22 protein-coding genes are annotated in these 22,631 nt (G+C 44.4%); 13 read left to right on the top strand and 9 right to left on the bottom strand.

What is annotated here, in order from left to right; genetic code table 11:
• Positions 1 to 138 precede the first annotated feature (138 nt).
• From Q4492_RS05945 to Q4492_RS05930, 4 genes are read right to left on the bottom strand one after another with little or no spacing between them, the layout of a single operon-like run.
• Complete coding sequence (locus Q4492_RS05945) at positions 139 to 1,113, bottom strand: alcohol dehydrogenase catalytic domain-containing protein (protein ID WP_303416342.1); 975 nt, start codon at positions 1,111 to 1,113, stop codon at positions 139 to 141.
• Positions 1,114 to 1,131: 18 nt separating this feature from the next.
• A complete protein-coding gene (gene dkgB, locus Q4492_RS05940; RefSeq protein WP_303416341.1) occupies positions 1,132 to 1,935 on the bottom strand; it encodes a 2,5-didehydrogluconate reductase DkgB in 804 nt (267 codons plus the stop codon).
• Between the two features lie 17 nt (positions 1,936 to 1,952).
• Positions 1,953 to 2,867 (bottom strand): TIGR03571 family LLM class oxidoreductase, encoded by a 915-nt coding sequence (locus tag Q4492_RS05935; RefSeq protein WP_303416340.1) that lies wholly within the window; start codon positions 2,865 to 2,867, stop codon positions 1,953 to 1,955.
• A gap of 50 nt (positions 2,868 to 2,917) precedes the next feature.
• Complete coding sequence (locus tag Q4492_RS05930; RefSeq protein ID WP_303416339.1) at positions 2,918 to 4,093, bottom strand: MFS transporter; 1,176 nt, start codon at positions 4,091 to 4,093, stop codon at positions 2,918 to 2,920.
• 97 nt (positions 4,094 to 4,190) lie between these two features.
• On the opposite strand from Q4492_RS05930, the gene Q4492_RS05925 reads away from it, so the two are divergent.
• Positions 4,191 to 5,072 carry a LysR family transcriptional regulator gene (locus Q4492_RS05925; RefSeq protein ID WP_303416388.1) on the top strand — a complete coding sequence of 294 codons (882 nt, stop codon included), beginning with the start codon at positions 4,191 to 4,193 and terminating at the stop codon, positions 5,070 to 5,072.
• Between the two features lie 124 nt (positions 5,073 to 5,196).
• On the opposite strand, the gene arsC is transcribed toward Q4492_RS05925, so the two are convergent.
• Together arsC and arsH are read right to left on the bottom strand one after the other, a co-directional pair.
• Positions 5,197 to 5,625 (bottom strand): arsenate reductase (glutaredoxin), encoded by a 429-nt coding sequence (gene arsC, locus Q4492_RS05920; RefSeq protein WP_303416338.1) that lies wholly within the window; start codon positions 5,623 to 5,625, stop codon positions 5,197 to 5,199.
• Positions 5,626 to 5,764: 139 nt separating this feature from the next.
• Entirely contained in the window at positions 5,765 to 6,493 is a 729-nt protein-coding gene (arsH, locus tag Q4492_RS05915) for an arsenical resistance protein ArsH (RefSeq protein ID WP_303416337.1), read from the bottom strand.
• Positions 6,494 to 7,417: 924 nt separating this feature from the next.
• Here arsH and Q4492_RS05910 point away from each other — a divergent pair.
• From Q4492_RS05910 to arsJ, 9 genes are all read left to right on the top strand, one after another.
• Positions 7,418 to 9,145 (top strand): potassium/proton antiporter, encoded by a 1,728-nt coding sequence (locus Q4492_RS05910; RefSeq protein WP_303416336.1) that lies wholly within the window; start codon positions 7,418 to 7,420, stop codon positions 9,143 to 9,145.
• Between the two features lie 237 nt (positions 9,146 to 9,382).
• Positions 9,383 to 11,083 carry a cation:proton antiporter gene (locus Q4492_RS05905; protein WP_303416335.1) on the top strand — a complete coding sequence of 567 codons (1,701 nt, stop codon included), beginning with the start codon at positions 9,383 to 9,385 and terminating at the stop codon, positions 11,081 to 11,083.
• A 12-nt stretch (positions 11,084 to 11,095) separates the two neighbouring features.
• Positions 11,096 to 12,061, top strand: coding sequence for a universal stress protein (locus Q4492_RS05900; RefSeq protein WP_303416334.1), 966 nt, complete (start codon positions 11,096 to 11,098; stop codon positions 12,059 to 12,061).
• Between the two features lie 275 nt (positions 12,062 to 12,336).
• A complete protein-coding gene (locus tag Q4492_RS05895) occupies positions 12,337 to 12,684 on the top strand; it encodes a metalloregulator ArsR/SmtB family transcription factor (protein ID WP_303416333.1) in 348 nt (115 codons plus the stop codon).
• A gap of 41 nt (positions 12,685 to 12,725) precedes the next feature.
• Complete coding sequence (arsB, locus tag Q4492_RS05890; protein WP_303416332.1) at positions 12,726 to 13,748, top strand: ACR3 family arsenite efflux transporter; 1,023 nt, start codon at positions 12,726 to 12,728, stop codon at positions 13,746 to 13,748.
• The gene (locus Q4492_RS05885; RefSeq protein ID WP_303416331.1) at positions 13,748 to 14,740 is read left to right on the top strand and encodes a permease; all 993 of its coding nucleotides are present in this window, start codon (positions 13,748 to 13,750) and stop codon (positions 14,738 to 14,740) included. The genes arsB and Q4492_RS05885 overlap by 1 nt, the downstream gene beginning before the upstream one ends.
• Before the next feature lie 8 nt (positions 14,741 to 14,748).
• Positions 14,749 to 14,988 carry a thioredoxin family protein gene (locus Q4492_RS05880; RefSeq protein ID WP_303416330.1) on the top strand — a complete coding sequence of 80 codons (240 nt, stop codon included), beginning with the start codon at positions 14,749 to 14,751 and terminating at the stop codon, positions 14,986 to 14,988.
• A 100-nt stretch (positions 14,989 to 15,088) separates the two neighbouring features.
• Entirely contained in the window at positions 15,089 to 16,099 is a 1,011-nt protein-coding gene (locus tag Q4492_RS05875; protein ID WP_303416329.1) for an ArsJ-associated glyceraldehyde-3-phosphate dehydrogenase, read from the top strand.
• Positions 16,100 to 16,104: 5 nt separating this feature from the next.
• Complete coding sequence (gene arsJ / locus Q4492_RS05870; protein WP_303416328.1) at positions 16,105 to 17,355, top strand: organoarsenical effux MFS transporter ArsJ; 1,251 nt, start codon at positions 16,105 to 16,107, stop codon at positions 17,353 to 17,355.
• Positions 17,356 to 17,528: 173 nt separating this feature from the next.
• Here arsJ and Q4492_RS05865 read toward each other — a convergent pair whose 3' ends face one another.
• The gene (locus Q4492_RS05865) at positions 17,529 to 17,864 is read right to left on the bottom strand and encodes a zinc ribbon domain-containing protein YjdM (protein WP_303416327.1); all 336 of its coding nucleotides are present in this window, start codon (positions 17,862 to 17,864) and stop codon (positions 17,529 to 17,531) included.
• A 100-nt stretch (positions 17,865 to 17,964) separates the two neighbouring features.
• On the opposite strand from Q4492_RS05865, the gene Q4492_RS05860 reads away from it, so the two are divergent.
• Positions 17,965 to 19,707 (top strand): SulP family inorganic anion transporter, encoded by a 1,743-nt coding sequence (locus Q4492_RS05860; RefSeq protein WP_303416326.1) that lies wholly within the window; start codon positions 17,965 to 17,967, stop codon positions 19,705 to 19,707.
• An 8-nt stretch (positions 19,708 to 19,715) separates the two neighbouring features.
• Here the strand turns inward: Q4492_RS05860 and Q4492_RS05855 are convergent, their stop codons facing one another.
• Entirely contained in the window at positions 19,716 to 19,892 is a 177-nt protein-coding gene (locus Q4492_RS05855; protein ID WP_067866145.1) for a CopG family transcriptional regulator, read from the bottom strand.
• A gap of 262 nt (positions 19,893 to 20,154) precedes the next feature.
• On the opposite strand from Q4492_RS05855, the gene Q4492_RS05850 reads away from it, so the two are divergent.
• Together Q4492_RS05850 and Q4492_RS05845 are read left to right on the top strand one after the other, a co-directional pair.
• Entirely contained in the window at positions 20,155 to 21,408 is a 1,254-nt protein-coding gene (locus tag Q4492_RS05850) for an ATP-binding protein (RefSeq protein WP_303416325.1), read from the top strand.
• On the top strand, positions 21,401 to 21,931 hold the full coding sequence (locus tag Q4492_RS05845) for a response regulator transcription factor (protein ID WP_303416324.1): 531 nt from the start codon (positions 21,401 to 21,403) through the stop codon (positions 21,929 to 21,931). The genes Q4492_RS05850 and Q4492_RS05845 overlap by 8 nt, the downstream gene beginning before the upstream one ends.
• A 14-nt stretch (positions 21,932 to 21,945) precedes the next feature.
• Here Q4492_RS05845 and Q4492_RS05840 read toward each other — a convergent pair whose 3' ends face one another.
• Positions 21,946 to 22,614, bottom strand: coding sequence for an energy-coupling factor ABC transporter permease (locus Q4492_RS05840; RefSeq protein WP_303416323.1), 669 nt, complete (start codon positions 22,612 to 22,614; stop codon positions 21,946 to 21,948).
• Positions 22,615 to 22,631: the final 17 nt, after the last annotated feature.

The raw sequence follows: 22,631 nt of genomic DNA, 5'->3' as shown, positions 1-22,631 counted from the left end.
CCTCGCTATTAGATTTTTGCATTAAGCCTTGAGGTTAAAAGCTGATAAATAAAGCACATGGGCATTATATCAAACCCCAGTTGCCCCGTGCGCCTGATCCACCTTAGAACCGTTATAAAATAGAACAGAAAAGCGTTCCTATGCCAGTTCAATAGTGTATTTGAGGGCCTTACGATTGCTCTTAAACTCCCGCAACGCCTCTGCCAACTGATCGAATTTAACTACATGAATATCAGGCCCTTTAAGCTCACCCTGATAAAACTGATTGAGCAGCTTTTCACCCATCTGAGTAAAACGTTGCCACTGTACAACTGAACCTGTGCCATGCAAAGCATTAAGCGCCACTTCATGCTGGGATATAGCAGTGGAAAATACCGGTACAGCCGCCTTTTCCAGCCGCCCCATAATGCAGACCAGATGCCCGTTGGCCTCCACACCTGAAGCCAGCCGCTCCGCATGCTCAGCACTGACAGTATCGAAGATCGCATAGAAGGGCTGCGCCAGTTGCTCTGTCGACTCGATACATAAATCCGCCCCCAATTCAGACAATTCGCTGTGGCGTTTACGCGATGCTTGCGCCGTCACCTTGAAGCCACGTGCACGCGCCAATTGAACCAATATACGTCCAACGGCCCCCCCAGCGCCGGTAATCAGAATATCTACTCCCTGCTGGACTGGTACCTTTTCGATAGCCTGCCAAGCAGTCATCACTGGACAAGGGAATGCTGCAGCGCCCATCCAAGTCATTTGCTTCGGTAAACGAATCAGGGTACGGGCATCAATTGCCGTGTATTCGGCAAAGCTACCGCTACGGTATAGTGACTGGTGATAGCACACAGCGGCTCCCAACCAATGCTGATTGGACGCATCACCAACCGCGATCACAACTCCTGCACCATCTACGCCAGGAATATGCCCATGCGACCAGCGATCACCCAAATCGGTCTCAATAAACTTCCAGTCGACGGGATTCAGTCCAACCGCCTTGTTCATAATCAAGACATCGTGCTGAGCCAATGTCGGAACGGCCTGATCTGATAAGCTGATCACACGAGCCTCCTTAGACCAAACCCAAGCTTTCATCTGTTCCGGCAATGGCTCAATGGTACTCATACTTAGTTTATCTCCTACTTAATCCCACTCTGGGGAAAATTCAGGGTTGGCAATACGTTCACCTTTATCCAAGAGGGCAATTTTCGCCATCTCGTCATCGCTCAAAACAAGCTCTACAGATTTCAAGTTGGTTTCTAGGTTCACGCGTTTGGTGGATGATGGAATGGTGACAAGGTTCTGCTGTAGCTGCCAAGCCAGTACGACCTCAGCCACAGTCACGTTATGAGTGGCCGCAATAGCCTGTAGTACTTTGTCCTGCATTACCTTGCCAACGGCCAGCGGCATAAAGCCGGTCACCTGAATGCCTTTTGCTTGGCAATGATCAATAACGCGGCGGTTTTGCAGGTAAGGATGAACTTCAACCTGGTTAGTAAAAATCGCATCAGCACCCAGAATCTCAACAGCTTCGTCCAGTTGTGCATTCGTAAAATTGGATACACCAATCAATCGAGTCAGTCCTTTCCGTTGTACTTCAAGCAGTTGCTCAAGGTAGCTGTCCATTTCAACTTTGCCACTGACATCCGGCCAATGAATCAACAGTAGATCAACCGCTTCGACCTGCAGCTTGCGAAGACTTTCTTCAACACTGGATTTGAAGACCTCCATTCCTAGGTTGTCTAGCCAAACCTTAGTGGTCAGAAAAAACTCATCCCGAGCCAAACCACTGTCGGCAATCGCCTGACCTACTTCAGCTTCGTTACCGTAGATCTGCGCCGTATCAATATGACGATAGCCTGTTTCCAACGCCATTTTAACAGCGTTGTAAGCCACTTCTCCTTCCAGTCGGAAGGTCCCCATTCCCAAAGATGGTATCGTTTTCATGTTGTATAACTCCTATTTTAGGTATGAAACAGCGGCAATACTGATTTACCGATCTGTTCAAAGGTTTCGTCCAGCGGTCGCTGGTTACGACGGAAATGTAATCCAATATGATCCACCCCCGCTGCGTTCATGGATTCCAGTTCTTGAATCAATCCTTTCACACCGGTACTGACACCAAAACGATGGCGCCTAATCGGTGCGTCCGGGTTATCCACAAGATCAAGATGAATAAAGCTGATATAAGGTTTGTCTCCGGCAACGTCACGCCATAACCCAACGCGTTTAACATGGTCCTCAGGGGCGCCCGGATAGGCCAACCAGCCCTGCATATTATCCCCAACCCAAGCGGGGCTTTGCTGGGCTAAACCGGCAACCAGTAAAGGAGGCTGCGGTGCATCCGGTAATACCCGCATACCACTGGCCAATTTGTTGTCCTGTTCCCCACGCAGAATTTCTACAGCCTGACGGAAGCTTTCACCCCGACTATGAAAATCAACGCCGAAAACAGGATACTCACTAGGACGGTCACCACTAGCAACCCCCAACAACAAACGCTGATTACTTAACGTTTGTACCGTTACGGCAGCCTTACGCACTAACCATGGATTACGCAATGGCAATACCACAGCCGCCGTTCCCAGTAGAATATTTTGGGTATGGGACGCTAAATAACCCAGATAGGTAAAGGTTTCGAATATTTGTGCAGCATCACCAAAATCAGGGTCATACAAGGGTACATCACGCACCCAAGCGGCACGGAACCCAAGATCATCAGCCTGTTTAATCAACTCTGCATGATGCTGCATATCCGGAACACCAAAGGGGCGTCCATCACGCTTTCGATTAGCATCGCCGCTTGCTGACCAGTCATTATCTAGAGGCAGTTCCACACCGATGGAAAAGCCGCCCTGAGTCAGTTTTTCAAGATTCATTTAAACAACTCCCGAGCGAAGCTAGGCTTCGCCCTTGCACTCTCGTGTCTTCAGATGGTCTGTAGCTGGTCACGCTTGTCGAGAAAACCGGACAGTCGAGTAAGCACGAGTGCCAATGCAACGATCAGTGCTCCAATCCAAGCGGTATCCATCAGTGTCATTCTTTCTATTACAACCCCTCCGAGGATCGAACCCAATGCAATACCGACATTGAACGCTGCGATATTCAGCCCCGAGGCCACATCAACTGCCTGCGGTGTGTACTTCTCTGCCAATTGAACTACATACACTTGCAAGCCAGGTACATTGCCGAAGGCAAAGGCTCCCCAAATTAAAATGGTGATAACAGCAGCAATCTGATTTCCGGCGGTAAAGGTAAACGCTAACAGTACAAGCGCTAGTGCAGTAAAGATTATATGTAATGCCTTGATCGGCCCCATACGATCCGCCATACGACCACCCCAAATATTACCAACGGCAACCGATACACCGTAGACCAGCATGATTAGGCCTATAGCACCCGATTCAAAGCCGGACACCTGTTCCAAAATCGGAGCAAGGAAGGTGAAAGCGGTAAAAGTGCCACCGTAACCAACCGCAGTCATGGCATAGACCAGCAGCAGGCGTGGTTGAGTCAATACGCTTAGCTGCTGGGCAATACGTGCAGGCGGGGCCTGTTTGAGATTCTTTGGCACAAGCAATGCACTACCGATCAGCGCAATTAACCCTAGAGCAGCCACAACCATGAAGGTCGCACGCCAGCCAAAGTTCTGACCAATCCAGGTCCCCAAAGGCACACCAGTGACCAATGCAACAGTCAAGCCAGTAAACATGATAGCGATAGCACTGGCCTCTTTTTCACGTGGCACCAAACTAGTTGCGATGGTTGATCCAATTGAGAAAAACACCCCATGGGCCAAGCCAGTCAAGATACGCGCAGTGATCAGTGAGCTGTAGGTAGGGGCCATCCAAGCCAGCAGGTTACCAACTACGAACAATAACATTACCGCCAGCAGCACATTTTTACGCTGCCAGCGCCCAGTCAGGGCTGTAAGGACAGGCGCCCCAATAGCAACACCCAATGCATAAAGACTGACTAACAGTCCCGCAGAAGGTAGGGAAACGCCCAGGTCTTGGGCGATAGTAGGTACCAAACCAACAATCACGAACTCGGTGGTACCGATTGCAAATGCGCTGAGTGTCAGCGCAAAAAGAGCAATAGGCATTTCAATCTCCTTGTATGTTTTAGTTGCTACGGAGTATGCCTACTGCTATCTTTTACAAAAACAGCATCAGTGACAAAATACCTTTACATATATGGCAATAATATCCCGTACTGAAGATCTTGAGATTCTGCTAACCGTAATTGATAGCGGCAGCTTCTCAGCCGCCGCCCGCATCCTAGATATTCAAGTTGCCAAGGTGTCGCGCGCTGTCAGCCGACTAGAAAAGGATTTAGACTGCACATTGCTGAATCGCACCACCCGCAAGCTGGAACTCACTGAAGAAGGCCGCATTTTTACCGAGCTGGTCAGAAACGGGCTGCATCAGCTGGCAGAGGCGGAAGAAAAGATCAGAACCTTAAAAGGTATACCGGCAGGTCGGCTCAGAGTGGACGCCGCTACTCCTTTTATCCTGCACCAGTTAGTCCCACTGGTAGCAGGCTTTTGTGAGTGCCATCCAAAGATCGAGTTAGAACTTGTAGCCAATGAAAACATCATTGATCTGATTGAGCGCAAGACGGATCTGGCAATTCGCATTGGTACCCTACAGGATTCAAACTTGCATGCCCGTTTTCTCGGACGCAGCCCGTTGCATATCGTCGCCTCGCCTTCATATCTTGCTCAACAAGGCACACCGGAAACCCCCGAAGCGCTAGAACAGCACAAAATCATTGGCTTTGCCGATGCACCCCACCTGAATCGCTGGCCCCTTACCCGTCATGTTGCACTGTCCCCAACCCTAAGCAGTAGCAGCGGTGAGACCATTCGCCAACTTTGCTTGGCTGGACAAGGCTTGGCACTGCTATCCGAGTTTATGATTTGTGAAGACTTGGCCAACGGACGGCTGGTTAAAGTGCTAGATAATCATATCACCAGCCCAAGTAACCGCGAGTTGGTACATGCGGTCTACTACCGTAACACCACCCTTTCCAGTCGAATTACTGCGTTTCTAGACTATATCCATCCTCGAATACAGCTGTAAGGCAGTGAAATCAAGCCGGCTTGCCTCGCAGAAATAGAAACACTGAGTCTTTGAACGTAGGAAATCCCCCCACCAACTTGATTGCAGAAGGTTAAGCGTAGAAGGCGGCCCCAGAAAAAAGGCTTTACTGGCTCGAAATAAACCGTTGCCCTAAGGTATCTAAAACTTGTTGCCCATCTTCTTTGTAATAGGGACCTGTGGGCCAGCGGTCTAAAAGATCAAGCACGACTTCACTCGGACGGCACAGCTTAACGCCTTTTGGGCTACACACTATAGGTCTATTGACTAGAATGGGGTGCTCTAACATTGCGCTAAAAATCACCTCATCCGAGACAGCTTCATCTAACAAACCTAAGGCTTCCGCAGGAGACTTAGTTGTTCTAAGGGCCTGACGTGGGGTTAAATCAGCAGCTGCAAGCAAGCCTTGCAACTGAGCTTTAGTCCAGCCCTCTTTAATGTACTCAATCACTACCGGTGAATAGCCTGAGTCTTGGATGATTTTAAGCACATTTCTCGATGTACCGCAGTCTGGATTGTGATGGATAACTATCATCGTTTATCTCTACGCATCATTTACCAAAATTCCTTTGCCTCTGCATGATCGATCATCCGTCATACTCAACCCTTTGCACACTACTACATTCGCAAACGGCAGAACAAAAACAGGGATCAATCAACCCTAGACTCCACATTTATAACGATCGCTGGTTAACCCGCTCACTCACTTGCTCGGCAGTTTCTACACGCTCAGAATAACGATCCACAAAATAGTCTTTATTATCACGTAGCAATAAAGTGAATTTCATTAACTCTTCCATAACATCCACAATACGGTTGTAGTAAGGCGACGGCTTCATTCTATTGTTGTCATCAAATTCTAGGTACGCCTTAGGAACAGAGGACTGATTCGGTATAGTAACCATCCGCATCCATCGACCTAGCACGCGAAGTTGATTCACAACATTAAACGATTGCGAACCACCACAAACCTGCATAACAGCAAGCGTTTTGCCTTGTGTCGGCCTAACCCCTCCCATATTTAAAGGCACCCAATCCAACTGGCTTTTAAATATGCTGGTCATCGCACCATGACGCTCAGGAGAGCACCACACTTGGCCCTCAGACCACATCATCAATTCCCGCAACTCTTGCACTTTAGGATGATTTTCATCTGCAGCATCCACCTGAGGTAATCCCTCAGGGTTAAAAATTTTCACCTCCGCGCCAAAACGAGTTAATAACCGTGCAGACTCCTCAATGACCAAACGACTAAAAGAACGCTCTCGTAAAGACCCATAGAGTAATAACAAACGCGGCGCATGCTCACTCTGCTTTCCGATACACTTTCCAAACGATGGTAGATCCAGCAACGCATCATCTATATTGGGTAGCGAGGGGCTCTCTAGGTTTACTTCACTCATATCAGCCAATACCTTTTACTTCTATACACGAGACCTGTTTTACAATGCCGCAGAGAAAACAACCTACGACGCCATTACATTCTCTTAAACGAATAACAGCCTTTTATCTTACTCAAGAATAAATGTAAACGTTCACCTCCTTGCGTAAAATATTTCCATTCTTTTTTTTGCAATCGAGCAAATGAGTTCTGAAGCCGATTTAGACGGATTAGGAGAAAGTATTTAACACGCTATCAACGATAAAACAGACCCCCTCTAACACGCGAATAGAAAAAATTAACTCGAATACACACCCTATTCTTTAGTATCAAATCAAGATATTTATTTCCTAGAAATAAAGGGCAAATATCACTAAAAAGATACTAAACATAATCTATTCAACTACCCAAGAGAAAACAATAAACACTAAATCAAAGGCTGGCAGGCCATCTGTAGTTAATTTCACGTTCACACCAACAAAATAAGTAAACAGATCAAATAATAAAAACTTTTATATAAAGCCCCTGAGATTTCCCTTCCACCCTATAAAGCATATTGTGGCGCCGTATTTAAATGCTAGAATAGGCATATTAATAACCACTCAGGTCCTTGAAATATTCAACTGGGCCCATAAGTAATTAGAAACAGATCAGTTAATAATGATCTTACCCTTTTGGGGCTTTAGCGCTTGCAGGCGTATCACCTAAAACAATAATAAATGCTGAAACAATACCCTTAGTCATCTGTGTAACACCTATGCAGGTTCTAAATTTAGCAGCGCATTTATATCTATTTTGTCCCAACCCCATCACAAAAACTGAACCGTATACGCAAAAAAGGAGGAACCACAAAGTAACGCAGGGAATAACGCTCATATCAATCACACTAATGAGTGTCGGCCAATCTACAAACCACCACTATACAAATTTTGACTAAGGGCACTGCATGACCATCGACCTAACCTATCAATACATTTTCTTATCCGGCTTACTGGTAATGCTATGTGTTGTTGCCAGCGTACTGACTCGTCGTATTGGCGCGCCTGTTTTATTGGTTTTCTTAGTATTAGGTATGCTTGCAGGGGAAGATGGAATCGGTGGTATTAAGTTTGACGATTTTAATGTGGCCTTTCTCTTCGGCAATATCGCGCTTGCCATTATTATCTTTGATGGTGGGCTCGGCACAAAAACACAGAGCTTTCGTGTCAGTCTAAAACCCGCACTCTCATTAGCCACCGTTGGTGTTATCGCCACTGCAGGCATAACAGGCTATGCCGCGCATATTATTTTAGGCTTACCGCTCCTCGATGGGCTATTAATAGGCGCCATCGTTGGATCGACTGACGCTGCAGCAGTCTTTGGCTTAATAAGAAGCGCTGGTTTAGATTTAAAAGAACGGACAAGCGCAACCCTAGAGATAGAGTCAGGATCTAATGACCCAATAGCGATCTTTTTAACGATCACCTTAGTGCAACTACTTCAACTTAGCGATAGTAGTAGCCAAGGCTGGACAATTGCGAGCGAGCTACTCAGTCAGATGGGGCTAGGTCTAGCTTTCGGCTTCGCGGGTGGCCATATAGTCGCTCAGCTACTTAAGCGTTTGCCACTTCCATCATCACTCTATCCACTTCTCGCTTTAGCCGGCGGCATCTGCATCTTTGGCGTAACCAACCTACTTAATGGCAGTGGCTTTCTCGCAATCTTTATAGCGGGCGTTATCATTGGTAATACCCCACTTATTTACAGTAACGAGATTCATCGTTTCCATGACGGTATAGCATGGTTAAGCCAAATTGGTATGTTTTTGATGCTCGGTTTGCTCATCACACCAAGCCATATGATACCGATCATTATTCCCGCTATCGCTATCGCATTTGTGCTTATTTTTATTGCCAGACCTCTCGCTGTAGCGGTGTCTTTACTACCTTTCCATTTCCCGTGGAGGGAACAAGTCTTTATCGGTTGGTGCGGGTTACGTGGTGCGGTCCCTATTATCTTGGCGCTGTTCCCATCCTTAGCGGGTTTAGAACATACACAAACATATTTTGATCTAGTCTTCTTCGTTGTACTTATATCATTGGTACTTCAAGGCTGGACTATTGCGCCTATGGCGAGATGGCTAAAAATTGAGCTTCCCCCAACATCACCCGAGCCCAATTATTTACATCTCACTATCAAACATGACTTAGATAAAGATCTCTTAATCTACCCTATAACAGCGGGAAGCAGTGTTATTGGTACATCAGCTACGAATATACCCTTAACTGATACTTGCCAGATGGTGGGTGTCATTAGGCACGGGCGGTTAATAAGCAATACAGAAGAGCAAAAACTTATACCTGAAGACCAAGTAATGATTTTGGCAACAAGTGAGGCAAGAGCAGCTTTAGGACGTACTTTTGCTCCAGACACTCAATCACCTATGCTTAAAGCTAAACGCTTTTTTGGTGAGTTTGCTTTATTACCTAACGCCAAAATGGCTGATTTAGCTAAAGAGTATAGTTTTGAGCTCGACCCAATAAATGCGGAAATGACCGTTGAACAGTACTTAACCAAACAGTTCCACGGTACGCCCGTTGTAGGCGACCGAGTTCAACTTGGACTTGTAAAAATTATCGTCAAAGAAACGGATGGTATTCGGATTGTTTCTGTTGGACTTAAATTGAGTGCCTAACAAAAACAATCTAAAGCAAGCAAAGATGTATAGATACTCTATTTTAGTTATCTATCCTCTGTTTCTTTAACCGGCGTCAATTGTATTCGCCAGCCAACATGATTACTTTAACTCATGTTATTAACGGTAGAAATCACTGCATAAAACCAGTATTTCCTTAATAGGAATTCCACCCAAAAAAGAATAGAAAAACAGGCAACAGCATAAATTACAAATACAAGGAATGAGTTTTAATATATGAGTCTAGTCGAATTAATAACCCAATCAACCTTCACCGAAATTACTGCTTTGATGGTCTTGGCTACCGTAATAGGTTTCATCGGTTTATTGATGAGACAGCCGCTAATCGTGAGTTTTATCGCTGTCGGTTTAATTGCGGGCCCATCCATTCTTGATATTGTTCATTCCAAAGAGCAGATCACCCTTCTTTCAGAGCTAGGGATTGCCATACTCCTATTTCTTGTTGGTATTAAGCTTGATGTAAAGCTTATTCGCTCTATAGGTGGTGTCTCATTAATGACAGGCCTCGGCCAAGTCGCGTTCACCTCCATTATTGGCTACTTTATAGGACTTGGGCTTGGACTGGGCCATACGACGAGCCTCTACGTTGCAGTCGCACTCACGTTCTCATCGACTATTATTATTGTTAAGCTCTTGTCAGACAAAAGGGAGATTGACTCATTACATGGTCAAATCGCACTCGGCTTTCTAATTGTCCAAGATCTAGTGGTGGTCGTAGCAATGATTGTGCTCGCCGCAATAGGTATAGGAGATAGCCACGGAAATGCCAGTGATGCATCAGCTTGGAATGTAGCGATCTCCGGCTTCAGCTTACTTTTATTTGTTATTATTTTTGTCCGCTATATTGCCAACCCACTTACCGAGAAACTCGCAAAAATTCCCGAACTATTAGTTATTTATGCTATAGCTCAAGCAACATTATTCGCAGCAATAGGCAATTTTGTAGGCCTAGGCATGGAAGTCGGCGGCCTGCTTGCGGGTGTGGCACTCGCCTCTACACCTTACCGTGAAAGTATTGCAGCAAGGCTCGCACCACTACGAGACTTTCTTCTGCTGTTTTTCTTTATTGCACTAGGTGCAACGCTGGATCTATCTCTCCTTGGTTCCCATATAACGGGCGCAGCGATATTTTCACTGTTTGTTCTTATAGGAAACCCTCTGATTGTTTTAATTATTATGGGCCTTATGGGCTACCGTAAGAGAACAGGCTTTCTCGCTGGCTTAACCGTGGCACAGATTAGTGAATTCTCACTGATTTTTATTGCGATGGGGATCAGCTTAGGACACCTACAGCAAGATATTCTAGGTCTAGTTACACTTGTCGGTATCGTCACTATTGCGGCATCAACCTATATGATCACCTACTCCCACCAGCTATACACGCTGCTTGAACCCGTTTTAGGTATATTTGAGCGCAGAGGAGCACCACGAGAACAGCCCGAGGAAACTCACGCCAGTGGCAGCTACCCTATTATTATCTTTGGGTTAGGCCGTTTAGGCACCGCTATAGCGATGCGGCTTAGAGAGAAAGGGGTCAAGGTTTTAGGGCTCGACTTTAACCCTGCCACGATCAAACATTGGAATAAAATCGGGTTAGATACTCAGTATGGTGATGTCACTGATGCCGAATTTATAACCGAACTACCTCTCCGGCATGCACGCTGGATTGTCACAACGATTCCCCACCACCATACGGGACTTTCATCTGAAGATACTCGAAAAACCATCATTCAATTAACACGTTCTGCAGGCTTTACAGGGAAATTGGCAACAGTGTCACAAAGCAAGCTAGAAACAGAAGAGTTAGAGTTACTTGGTGTAGACCTCATCTTAGAACCTTTCCAAGATGCTGCTGACAGAGCTTCTGAACTCCTACTTGAAAGCCCTGACGCTCAAGCCAATAAGCAAAGAGATTAAAAGGAGATCAGCATGAATAGATTTCAAAATATTTTGTATGTCATGAGCAATCAGAACGATGAACCATCGGCTTCATTAACACGTGCAGTCTCTTTAGCTAAAAACAATCAAGCCAATTTAACATTGCTCTCTATGCAAACGAATACCTCTTTACCAATGTACGCAAAAGGCATTGGTATTGATGAAAATCGACTCCAAAAAATGATTAAAGAGCGAGAAGACGCCAACCTGCAAGAACTCACGGAATCCTTAGAGAAAGAGATTAACCTCAACGTTCTCATAAAATCCGGTAAGAAATATGTCGAAAGCATACGTGCAGTCCAATCTCACAACTTTGACTTAGTCATCAAAGAGGCTGACGAATATAACTGGCTTGACCATTTAATCGTCAGTGATGATATGCATCTATTACGTCAGTGCCCATGCCCAGTCTGGCTAATGAAGAAAGACGAAGAGAAGGAGAACTATCAGCGTATTATGGCTGCTGTTGATTTTGACACTGACAACCAAAATGAGAGCAACGACAATCTTAACAATATGATTGTTGACCTTGCCAGCTCTCTATCCTTATCAGATTTTACCTCCCTCGATATAGTGAATGTTTACGATGTTCCGCAAGCAGGATTTATTAGTTTATGGGCTGAACAGCCCGACAAAATAGAACAAAAATTATTTGAATCTGAACACCGCTTGCGCACACAAAATATGGATTCACTTTTAAGTACTATGAAGCAACAACTAGGTGACGAATCCTATAAATACGTCTCCCCCCACTCCCATATTGTCAGAGGTATTGCAGGCGAGGAAATTCCAAAACTAGCAACAGAAATGGATATAGATTTAGTTGTCATGGGAACCGTTGCTCGCTCAGGCATTGCCGGCGTACTCATTGGAAATACAGCAGAAACCGTTCTATCTCAGCTTAAGTGCTCAGTCCTCGCAATTAAACCGGAAGGGTTTATCTCCCCTAAACTCTAGCAACTGAGCACCATCAGGCGAAGTACAAGAAAAGTGGCTACCGATACCAGCCACTTTTCCTTGACCTAAGGATCTAACATCGTCTAAAGCCTTTCCCCATAAAACGTCGCATCGTCGCCTACCCTCTTTAGTGAAAAGAGATCAGTTAGATGAACCTACACTCGCAGGCGACCCTTCTTGCTCCAAATATACACTTTTTCACATATATGTATTTACATATATATAGAATATCATATACGATAACCACAGCATGATAATAGGAGTTTAAAATTTCCATGTCCCCTACCCAGTTTTATAAGTGCCTTTCAGACGAGACACGCCTTCGCTGCCTACTATTAATTGAATCTGAGCAAGAGCTGTGTGTGTGCGAGCTTATGCAAGCCTTAGATGAAAGCCAGCCAAAGATCTCTAGACACTTGGCACAGTTGAGAAATTGCGACTTACTCACTGATCGCCGCCAAGGGCAATGGGTGTTTTATAGCATTAATCAGGCACTCCCTTCTTGGGCGAAAAAGGTCTTAACGGAAACGCTAAACAATAACTCCGCATTTATTGAAGAAAATCAAATTCGTCTTCATAAAATGGGCGACCGTCCTGAACGCACACGCCAATGCTGTGCATAAAGCTAGTCTGTAATAAGCAACATTAAAGAACGAGGATTCTGATGGGCATTTTTGAACGTTACTTATCTGTTTGGGTAGGCTTTTGCATTATCGCTGGCGTAGTTTTAGGCAATATATTCCCTGACCTCTTCGAACTCATTGCTACCTTAGAATTTGCGCATGTAAATTTAATCGTAGCGGTACTCATCTGGATTATGATTTATCCAATGATGGTGCAAATTGATTTCTCGTCAATTAAAGATATTGGTACAAGACCTAAAGGGCTGATACTCACCTTAGTCATAAATTGGTTGATTAAACCTTTTACTATGGCCTTTCTTGGTTGGTTATTTTTTAAAGTTCTCTTCGCCAGCTGGGTAGATCCACAAACAGCAACTGAATATATCGCAGGCATGATTCTGCTAGGCGTTGCGCCCTGCACCGCTATGGTTTTTGTTTGGAGCCAACTAACTAAAGGTGACCCCAATTACACATTAGTACAAGTCTCCATTAATGACCTGATTATGATTTTCGCTTTTGCTCCTATAGCAGGATTTCTTTTAGGTGTTACAGATATAGCTGTACCTTGGAATACTCTCCTTCTATCCGTAGTTCTCTATGTTGTCATTCCGCTTGTTGCGGGAGTATTGACCCGCAGAAGCATTGACAACAAAAACGACCATTCCAAACTGAATACCTTGCTGGCAAGCCTAAAACCTTGGTCAATGATCGGGCTACTAGCAACGGTTATATTATTATTTGGCTTTCAGGCAGAGATCATTCTATCTCAACCGGAGGTCATTGCTTTAATCGCGATCCCTTTGCTGATTCAAACCTATGGTATTTTTGCCCTTGCTTATTTATGGGCTAAAAAGATGAAGCTTCCTCACAACATTGCAGCACCTGCCTGCATGATTAGCACATCTAATTTTTTTGAATTAGCCGTCGCTGTCGCAATCTCACTATTCGGCCTCCACTCAGGCGCAGCACTGGCAACCGTGGTCGGCGTGCTCGTCGAAGTTCCCGTTATGCTTAGTCTAGTTTGGTTCGCTAACCGCACTAGACATTGGTTTGGAGAGATCTAATGTTTGCAATATTTACACAATTAGCTGACTGGTTAACCTATTCAATCTTGAACTTATCCCCTGATTCAAAATTGGGCGATGCCGTACACTTTTTTATCGAAGATGTAACCAAGATCTACGCGCTACTCATCGTCATGATTTACTTTATTGCGCTCCTGCGCGCGTCGTTAAATATAGAACGCGTTAGAGATTACCTTTCGGGAAAAAACCGTGGTGTAGGCTATCTACTAGGATCAGGTTTTGGCGCGATTACACCTTTTTGCTCCTGCTCAAGCATACCTGTATTTCTTGGTTTTACCTCAGCAGGTATCCCCTTAGGCATCACTATGTCGTTCCTTCTCACTTCACCACTAATTAATGAAGTAGCAATCTTACTACTGATGAGTTTGCTCGGTTGGAAGTTCACTCTGCTCTATGTCGCCATAGGGATCTGCGTAGGCACAATCGGTGGTTTTTTCCTTGATAGCATTAAAGCGGAGCGCTGGTTACAGTCCTTTGCTGCAAAAGCCCTTGTCCAGGGACAGCAAAAAGACCAGCCTCAAAATGAAGGTACACCAGTAGTTATGCCATTTTCAGAACGCCATCAATTTGCGAAAGATGAAACGTTCGAGATTTTTGGCCGCGTTTGGAAATGGGTCATTATCGGTGTTGGGTTGGGTGCCGCGCTGCATGGTTTTGTTCCCGACGGCTGGATAGAGCAATACCTCGGAGATGGTCAATGGTGGTCAGTTCCCGCAGCGGTTTTATTAGGTATCCCGCTGTATTCCAATGCAACGGGTGTCATTCCTGTAATGGAAAGTTTAATTATTAATGGCTTACCTATAGGAACAACACTGGCCTTTTGTATGAGTACTGTTGCCGCAAGCTTCCCTGAATTCATTCTACTTAAACAGGTCATGCAGTGGCGACTATTAGCCACCGTATTTTTCTTATTACTCGTGTCATTCACTGTGGTTGGATGGCTATTTAATGCATTCTCTTCTTTTTTATAAGGTGATCTATGAAACAGATAAAAGTACTAGGTAGCGGCTGCAAAAAATGTACTAAAACGGCTGAATTAATCAACAAGCTTGCGCTTGAACAAGGCGTTTCTGTGAATGTAACAAAAGAGACAGATCCGCAAGTTATCATGGCTTACGGGGTAATGAGCACACCTGCCGTCGTTGTAGATGAGCAACTCGTTCACTCCGGCTCGATACCACATACAGAACAAATCCAAGCATGGTTAAGCGAAGGGTGAACCAGCGACGTTAAACATAGTGCATCAATACAAGAAAGCAGCACATTAACTTCGACACATTTAGCATTAATTTATAGACGTTATTCGATTTGAGGTTTTTATGACGATTAAAGTAGGTATCAATGGCTTAGGACGTATGGGACGGCTATCGTTTCGTGCTGCATTTGATTGGGATGATGTAGAATTTGTTCAATTTAATGATCCTGCGGGTGATGCTGCAACACTCGCTCACCTGATCACCTTCGATTCTGTGCACGGCCGCTGGCACCATGAGGCCCGCGCCGAAGGTTCAGATATAGTTATTAACGACAAACCTATTCATTGCACCCAAAACAAAGCGATCGCTGATACAGACTGGTCCAACTGTGATGTAGTCATTGAAGCTAGCGGTAAAATGAAATCGAAAGCCGCTTTACAGGATTACTTAAAACAAGGTGTAAAACGCATTGTTGTCACCGCACCGGTCAAGGAAGAAGGCGTGCTCAATGTGGTTATGGGCGTCAATCAGCACTTATATGACAAGACTATACACTCAATTGTGACGGCTGCTTCCTGCACAACAAACTGCTTAGCCCCCGTTGTTAAAGTGATTCATGAAAAGCTTGGCATAGTACACGGCTCCATGACCACCATTCACGATATAACGAATACGCAAACCATCTTAGATGCGCCTCATAAAGATCTACGTCGTGCTAGGGCCTGCGGCATGAGCCTGATACCGACAACTACCGGTTCTGCAACAGCGATCACTCATATATTCCCTGAACTTAAAGGTAAGCTTAATGGCCATGCGGTACGTATTCCATTAGCTAATGCATCTTTAACTGATTGTGTATTTGAAGTCGGAAAATCCACAACTGAGACAGAAGTTAATCAATTACTCAAAGAAGCGGCCGAGAGCGAGTTAAAAGGAATTCTCGGTTATGAAGAGCGCCCCTTAGTATCAATTGATTACAAAACAGATCCTCGCTCTAGCATCATTGATGCGCTATCAACTATGGTTATCAATGGTACCCAAGTTAAACTTTATGCTTGGTATGACAATGAGTGGGGCTATGCAAATCGTACGGTTGAGCTCGTTCGCCTCGTTGGCCGCTCAGACAAAGAGTAACTGAGATGCAATTACTCGCGCAGCTATCTCCTCAAGTTCGCCAATATATAATCGTCACGGGTAATTATTGGGCATTTACCCTGACCGATGGCGCCTTAAGAATGTTGGTTATTTTGTATTTTTACGGGCTAGGCTATAGCCCGCTGGAAATCGCAATGCTATTCATCTTCTATGAGGTTTTTGGTGTAATCACCAACTTAATTGGCGGATGGCTGGGCGCGAGGCTAGGTCTAAACAGGACCATGAATATAGGTCTCTTTATACAGATAGTCGCTCTCGCGATGCTACTGGTTCCAACCAGTTTGTTGACAGTTCCTTGGGTTATGGGAGCACAAGCACTGTCAGGTATAGCTAAAGATCTAAATAAAATGAGCGCAAAGAGCGCTATTAAATTATTGGTTCCTGATTCAAAAAGCACTGAAAGCCAGTTATATAGATGGGTAGCTATTTTAACCGGTTCGAAAAATGCTCTAAAAGGTATAGGCTTTTTTCTGGGCGGTACATTGCTAAGTCTTTTAGGCTTTGCGGGTGCCATATTAACTATGGCCATTGCATTAACTGGCGTATGGATATTGAGCCTAATCAGCCTTAAACAGCATTTAGGAAAGGCCAAAAGTAAACCGAAGTTCACAGCTATATTTTCCAAAAGCAGAGCGGTTAATTACCTATCTGCAGCACGCATGTTTCTTTTTGGCGCACGAGATATATGGTTTGTTGTCGCCTTACCTGTTTTCCTTGCCAACACCTTTGCTTGGGATCATTGGTATGTGGGCGGTTTTTTAGCGCTTTGGGTCATCGGCTATGGCATAGTTCAGAGCCTTGCCCCTAAAATCACAGGAAAAAACAAAGACCTTATGCCTGATGGAAGGCATGCAATTGCTTGGGCATTAGCGCTAAGCATCACACCTGCTATTATCGCCCTTGCCTTAACCTATGACTGGAATGTACAGATCGTTCTGATTAGCGGATTACTTGCGTTTGGGGCGCTCTTTGCCGTCAACTCTGCCTTACACAGTTATTTAATTGTCAGCTATGCCAGTGGCGACCGTGTATCACTAGATGTTGGTTTTTATTATATGGCCAATGCGATGGGTAGACTGATAGGCACAGTGCTATCGGGCTGGATTTATCAAGATTTTGGAATGGCTGCATGCTTATGGATATCTAGCGCTTTTATTATTTTAACAGCGCTTATTTCTCTAGGCTTACCTAAAAATCAGACATCAAAACCGTTGGTAAACAACATCCAATACTAGAATATCCCACCAATTAATAAAAAGGCTAGCCAATATAAAACTGGCTAGCCTTCATCCAGAAAAATGCCACTGCTAAGTCATTTTCCCCTAAGATCGCTTTGCTAAATAATCTCATTCCAAAATCATATGCAAAGAAAATCTAAAAGCCGCCTAAGCGCGACTCTTATAAGTCATTACGATGCTTTTTTAACAAATTTCGATTTCAACATCATGTCGCCAACACCATCTACTTTACAATCAATATCATGATCGCCATCGACAAAACGTTTAATTGAAGCCTTTGTGCCGATCTTAAGTACTTGAGATGAGCCCTTCACTTTTAAATCTTTAATCAGAGTAACTTTGTCCCCTTCCGCCAATAAATTACCATTCGCATCCTTAAGGGTTACCGCTTCCTCTTCTCCGCTATCATTCGGATTCCATTCATAAGCACACTCAGGGCAGATCAGCATCTCTTGATCTTGATATACGTAGGCAGACTCACATTTTGGGCAATTAGGCAGACTCATTACGACCTCTCTTAGGGTGAAATTTGGATAATCACTTCTTTTGTCATTACAATTTTATTATAATCACATGATAATAGATTTACTAGAGTGTATACAGCATATGATCGCGATCAGAGATGCCTTTCAAGCGGGACTATTTTCGCATAAAAACTGGTTAAGAAATATTGTTGCTGGAACCATTGTTGGCGTCGTAGCACTGCCTCTAGCAATGGCATTTGCGATCGCTTCAGGCGTCAAGCCGGAACAGGGTATTTATACAGCCATAATCGCGGGCTTGGCGGTTTCTATTTTCGGTGGGAGCCGATTGCAGATCGCAGGCCCCACGGGTGCTTTCATCGTTATTTTGGCGGGAATCACCGCCGAATACGGTGTGTCTGGGCTGCAAATAGCAACGTTAATGGCCGGTTTTATTCTCATCGCTTTGGGCGTTGCTCGGTTGGGAAGCATTATAAAGTTTATCCCCGACCCTGTTATTGTGGGTTTCACCGCAGGCATCGCTGTCATCATCTGGGTAGGCCAATGGCAGGATTTTTTTGGCTTAGCTAAAGTCGACGGCCAACACTTTCACGAGAAGGCCATAAGCCTCTTCAACTTACTACCCGATTTCCATTTAGCCACTACCGCTTTAGCCATTTTATCCCTATTTTTGGTTATTATCACAGCACATATACCTGGATTAAAAAAAGTTCCGGGTCCTTTAGTTGCTTTGATTGTTATCACCCTTACCCAAGCAATATTTCAATTCGAAGATGTACGTACAATAGGAAGTGCATTCGGCGGGATACCACAAGGACTACCTGAGTTTTCAGTCCCCTCTTTCACTTGGCCGCAAGTCATCTCCTTAATTGGTCCGGCATTCACTATAGCTATGCTTGGCGCAATTGAATCCTTACTCTCAGCTGTCGTCGCCGATGGCATGTCAGGTACACGACACGACTCAAATCAGGAACTTGTTGGCCAAGGCATAGCTAACGTACTCACCCCTTTATTTGGTGGATTTGCAGCAACAGGCGCTATTGCCCGTACAGCAACCAATATCCGTAACGGTGGTAACAGCCCTATTGCCGGTATTGTTCACTCTGCTGTTTTGGTCATTATTTTGGTTTTATTAGCGCCACTGGCCAGTGATATTCCTCTTTGTGTTCTCTCAGCTATTTTATTTGTGGTTGCTTGGAATATGAGTGAAGTCAGACACTTCACAAAAATCATGACAAAAGCTCCCCGCGCTGATGTTGTTATTTTACTGGTTACCTTTTTCCTTACCGTTTTTGCAGACCTTGTTATTGCAGTCAATATTGGCGTTATTATTGCCACATTGCATTTTTTACGCCGAATGGCATCCAGCGTGGAAGTATCCGTCTCTGAATCTAGTGATATTCATGCAGAACTGACTCACTTAGGCACCCAAAAACTTCCTGACTCAGTCCTTGTTTACTCTGTAGAAGGGCCTTTCTTCTTTGGTGCAGTTGAAACACTTGAGCGATCACTCGCGAACACCCATACAGACCCTCAATATTTGATCATTCGTCTTAAATGGGTTCCCTTTATTGACGCTACAGGATTACAAACATTAGAAGAGGTCATTAGCGCACTGCATAAACGTAATGTCATTGTTTTAATGTCAGGCGCGAACAAACGCGTAGAGCGCAAACTCAAAAAAGCAGGAATTGTCAGTTTAGTAGGTGAAGAGTACTTCTTTAGTGATTTTACTCAGGCGATTAGCAAACTGCTCAAAATGAACGATATTAAGCAGGATGACCGATTAATCATGAACAACTTTTTAGACGCTAGCCGCCAATACTTTGAAGATACGAGTAACCAACCAGATGGCAAAAAGGATTAGTCTGAGGTTTAGCTATCATCCTCAGCTTTACTCAAATAATCAACGCCATGCTGCTCAAGGTAACCTCGCATAAGTTGACGAACAACTTGGGAAGGGGTTAAATCTTGCGACGCACATAATTGCTCAAAAGCTTTCTTCTTTCTTGGATCGAGCAGAACAGTAAAGCGAGCAGTTTTAGATTCCATATTCGTTTCCGTTGGCTGGATATTATAATTTGATTATAATATCCAGCCAAAAATAAAGGAAGTCTATCACTACAGGGAAAATGGCAATCTCCCCCTTTTCGCCAATCAAAAACCCTAATCCCTTCTCTATTTCACAACCTATACCTAAATCTAAATTTATAGAAGTAGAAAAATACTCTACCCCTATCCTAGGTATAAAAAACCGCCTAACTGCGACATTTTGCCTCGCCTTACTTAACCCTCTCTGGGGTATAATATCGTTATGGCTAATCATCGCGACAATCTATTACAGCTTTCTTATATTCGTTCAGTCACACTGTTTGGTCAGTGTCTTGCTGTTATCTTCGCTATTTATGGCTTACACGCAGATTTAAATGTTTGGAAAATCAGCTCAACCTTAGGAACTTTAGCCCTCCTAAACTTAATCACCTACGCACGACTTTTTTCACCTTGGCCGGTTACTGAACCTGAATTTTTTACTCAGCTTATAGCCGAGATGTCATTATATGGCGCTCTACTATTTCATACCGGGGGCGCAACAAACCCCTTTATCTTTTTATTACTAGTCCCGCTTATTATTGCCTCAGCGACACTCTCTAAACGATATGTGTGGCTTATCGCTCTTATGATCGTCGTCATTTATAGCTCCTTACTGTTCTACTACGAACCCATTTTCAAACTAGGTGACAGCCACCAGCACCGTGTTATGGAGCTTTTTGATATACATATTGTAGGCATGTGGATTAACTTTTTACTGACAGTGTTAGTGATTACTTACTTCATTGTTAGAATGCGCCAATCCATGCAACACCAGCAGGAAAAGCTGGAACAAGAAAGAGAAAAGCATATCCAGGATCAACAGCTATTATCATTAGCAACCATGGCTGCAGGCACCGCACACGAACTCGGCACTCCCTTGAGCACTATGCAAGTGCTACTAAAAGAACTTGAATATGAACATAAGCAAAACCCCGAATTACAAGAAGACCTCCAATTGCTTTACCAGCAAACGGAGATCTGTGCCGATCGCTTAAAGCAGATGACTCAAAGTGTTAAAGATGAACATTCGACAACACAGTGGATCCCAGCAACTGAGCTTATTGAGGACACTTTAGAGCAACTAATGGTGCAGCGCCCTGAGGTCAGCAAGAGCTATACAGTGATGGGACTAGGTGATGCACCCTATCTCAGCTGCACAACATCACTCAAACAATCATTACTGAATCTGCTCAATAATGCAGCGGATGCAAACCCAAAAAATCTTCAAATAGAATTAGATTGGGATCAACAACAAACCTACTTCCGCATTCATGATTGGGGACCCGGTATTAGCCTTGAACAAAGTGATAACTTAGGCAAGCCGTTTATTACCACTAAAGGCAAAGGATTAGGCATTGGCCTATTCTTAACCGCCACAACGCTAGCCCGTTATGATGGTGATGTTCGTTTATATAACCATTCCGAAGGGGGGACATTAACAGAAGTTACTCTCCCAATAAGGAAAAAACATGACTAAGCGCTTCCTTATTGTCGATGACGATCCAACATTTACCCGGGTTCTATCCCGTGCCATGACTCGCAGGGGGTTTGATGTTCAAGTCGCACGAAGTGCGGAAGATACAGCACTGCTGATCGAGAATTGGATACCGGACTTAGCAACTGTCGACCTAAAAATGGAGGGTAGTTCAGGTTTAAGTATTATCCCTCACCTGAAAGAAAAAAATGCAGAGATGCGGATTCTAATGCTAACCGGCTACGCCAGCATAGCGACCGCAGTAGAAGCGATTAAACTTGGAGCAACACAGTACTTACCCAAGCCAGCTGACGCTGAGCAAATCTTAGCCGCCTTAGATCAAGTGGAAGCCGATGCTGAGCGTGAAGTTACTGAACAACCTATGTCAGTTAATCGCTTGGAATGGGAACATATTCAAAAAGTACTTAACGAACATGAAGGCAATATATCAGCCACGGCACGCGCGTTAGGGATGCACCGTAGAACCTTACAACGGAAATTAGCTAAACGTCCCGTCAAACGTTAATCACTAAGCGAACCTTATTGATCATCAATATAAGCTTTAGCATCAAAGCCTCTCACCCAATCAGGATGAAAAACCAACATCCCGGTCAAAATAATCCCATTCATCAGCCCCTCAGGAAACATAATAAGCGGCAAATAACGTAGATACTCTAAGAAAACCTTTTCCAGACTGTACACACCATCTAAAACTAACACCGAGCTCGCAAGCAACCCTGCTCCAGCGGAAGATAAACCGGCTCCGAAAAAGCCACAAAGAAAAAGAAAGACAAAAAAGTTCTTACTTAGCTTTTTATCCACAAACCTATGAACGAAACAGGTAATAGCCACAGGGCAAAGAATGGAACACACGCCACTTAAAAACAAACTATCCCAGCTTTCTCGACCGATGATTCCCATACTTAACAAAGCCACAGTCCCTGATAAGATCGCTAGATCCCAACCAAAAACTAGTGTCATCATCGTCACGCCTAAAAAATGAATCCCTAAACCCGGCGAAATTCCTGCCCGCATAGACCAGAGAACCACCAATAAAACGGTTGCTCCACCCAGCATGTGCTGTAAGGTTTTATTATCTAAGAAGACACGCCAAGGGGTATTGCGTAAAGCAAACCCTAAAGCAAAAAGATAAACCACTCCCCCTAGAAACAACCAAGGAGCCGTTATTAATCCATTAGTGAAACTCATAATATATCTTCATATCA

It is taken from the genome of Neptuniibacter sp. 1_MG-2023 (assembly GCF_030547185.1).
Taxonomy (GTDB): Bacteria; Pseudomonadota; Gammaproteobacteria; order Pseudomonadales; family Balneatricaceae; genus Neptuniibacter.
The sequence above is the reverse complement of the archived record's forward strand: the minus strand, read 5'-3'. Positions and strand labels throughout refer to the sequence as shown.

Coding starts and splice junctions, on each gene's coding strand:
- Q4492_RS05945 (WP_303416342.1), bottom strand. CDS start 1,113: ATGAGTACCATTGAGCCATTGCCGGAACAGATGAAAGCTTGGGTTTGG.
- dkgB (WP_303416341.1), bottom strand. CDS start 1,935: ATGAAAACGATACCATCTTTGGGAATGGGGACCTTCCGACTGGAAGGA.
- Q4492_RS05935 (WP_303416340.1), bottom strand. CDS start 2,867: ATGAATCTTGAAAAACTGACTCAGGGCGGCTTTTCCATCGGTGTGGAA.
- Q4492_RS05930 (WP_303416339.1), bottom strand. CDS start 4,093: ATGCCTATTGCTCTTTTTGCGCTGACACTCAGCGCATTTGCAATCGGT.
- arsC (WP_303416338.1), bottom strand. CDS start 5,625: ATGATAGTTATCCATCACAATCCAGACTGCGGTACATCGAGAAATGTG.
- arsH (WP_303416337.1), bottom strand. CDS start 6,493: ATGAGTGAAGTAAACCTAGAGAGCCCCTCGCTACCCAATATAGATGAT.
- Q4492_RS05910 (WP_303416336.1), top strand. CDS start 7,418: ATGACCATCGACCTAACCTATCAATACATTTTCTTATCCGGCTTACTG.
- Q4492_RS05905 (WP_303416335.1), top strand. CDS start 9,383: ATGAGTCTAGTCGAATTAATAACCCAATCAACCTTCACCGAAATTACT.
- Q4492_RS05900 (WP_303416334.1), top strand. CDS start 11,096: ATGAATAGATTTCAAAATATTTTGTATGTCATGAGCAATCAGAACGAT.
- Q4492_RS05895 (WP_303416333.1), top strand. CDS start 12,337: ATGTCCCCTACCCAGTTTTATAAGTGCCTTTCAGACGAGACACGCCTT.
- arsB (WP_303416332.1), top strand. CDS start 12,726: ATGGGCATTTTTGAACGTTACTTATCTGTTTGGGTAGGCTTTTGCATT.
- Q4492_RS05885 (WP_303416331.1), top strand. CDS start 13,748: ATGTTTGCAATATTTACACAATTAGCTGACTGGTTAACCTATTCAATC.
- Q4492_RS05880 (WP_303416330.1), top strand. CDS start 14,749: ATGAAACAGATAAAAGTACTAGGTAGCGGCTGCAAAAAATGTACTAAA.
- Q4492_RS05875 (WP_303416329.1), top strand. CDS start 15,089: ATGACGATTAAAGTAGGTATCAATGGCTTAGGACGTATGGGACGGCTA.
- arsJ (WP_303416328.1), top strand. CDS start 16,105: ATGCAATTACTCGCGCAGCTATCTCCTCAAGTTCGCCAATATATAATC.
- Q4492_RS05865 (WP_303416327.1), bottom strand. CDS start 17,864: ATGAGTCTGCCTAATTGCCCAAAATGTGAGTCTGCCTACGTATATCAA.
- Q4492_RS05860 (WP_303416326.1), top strand. CDS start 17,965: ATGATCGCGATCAGAGATGCCTTTCAAGCGGGACTATTTTCGCATAAA.
- Q4492_RS05855 (WP_067866145.1), bottom strand. CDS start 19,892: ATGGAATCTAAAACTGCTCGCTTTACTGTTCTGCTCGATCCAAGAAAG.
- Q4492_RS05850 (WP_303416325.1), top strand. CDS start 20,155: ATGGCTAATCATCGCGACAATCTATTACAGCTTTCTTATATTCGTTCA.
- Q4492_RS05845 (WP_303416324.1), top strand. CDS start 21,401: ATGACTAAGCGCTTCCTTATTGTCGATGACGATCCAACATTTACCCGG.
- Q4492_RS05840 (WP_303416323.1), bottom strand. CDS start 22,614: ATGAGTTTCACTAATGGATTAATAACGGCTCCTTGGTTGTTTCTAGGG.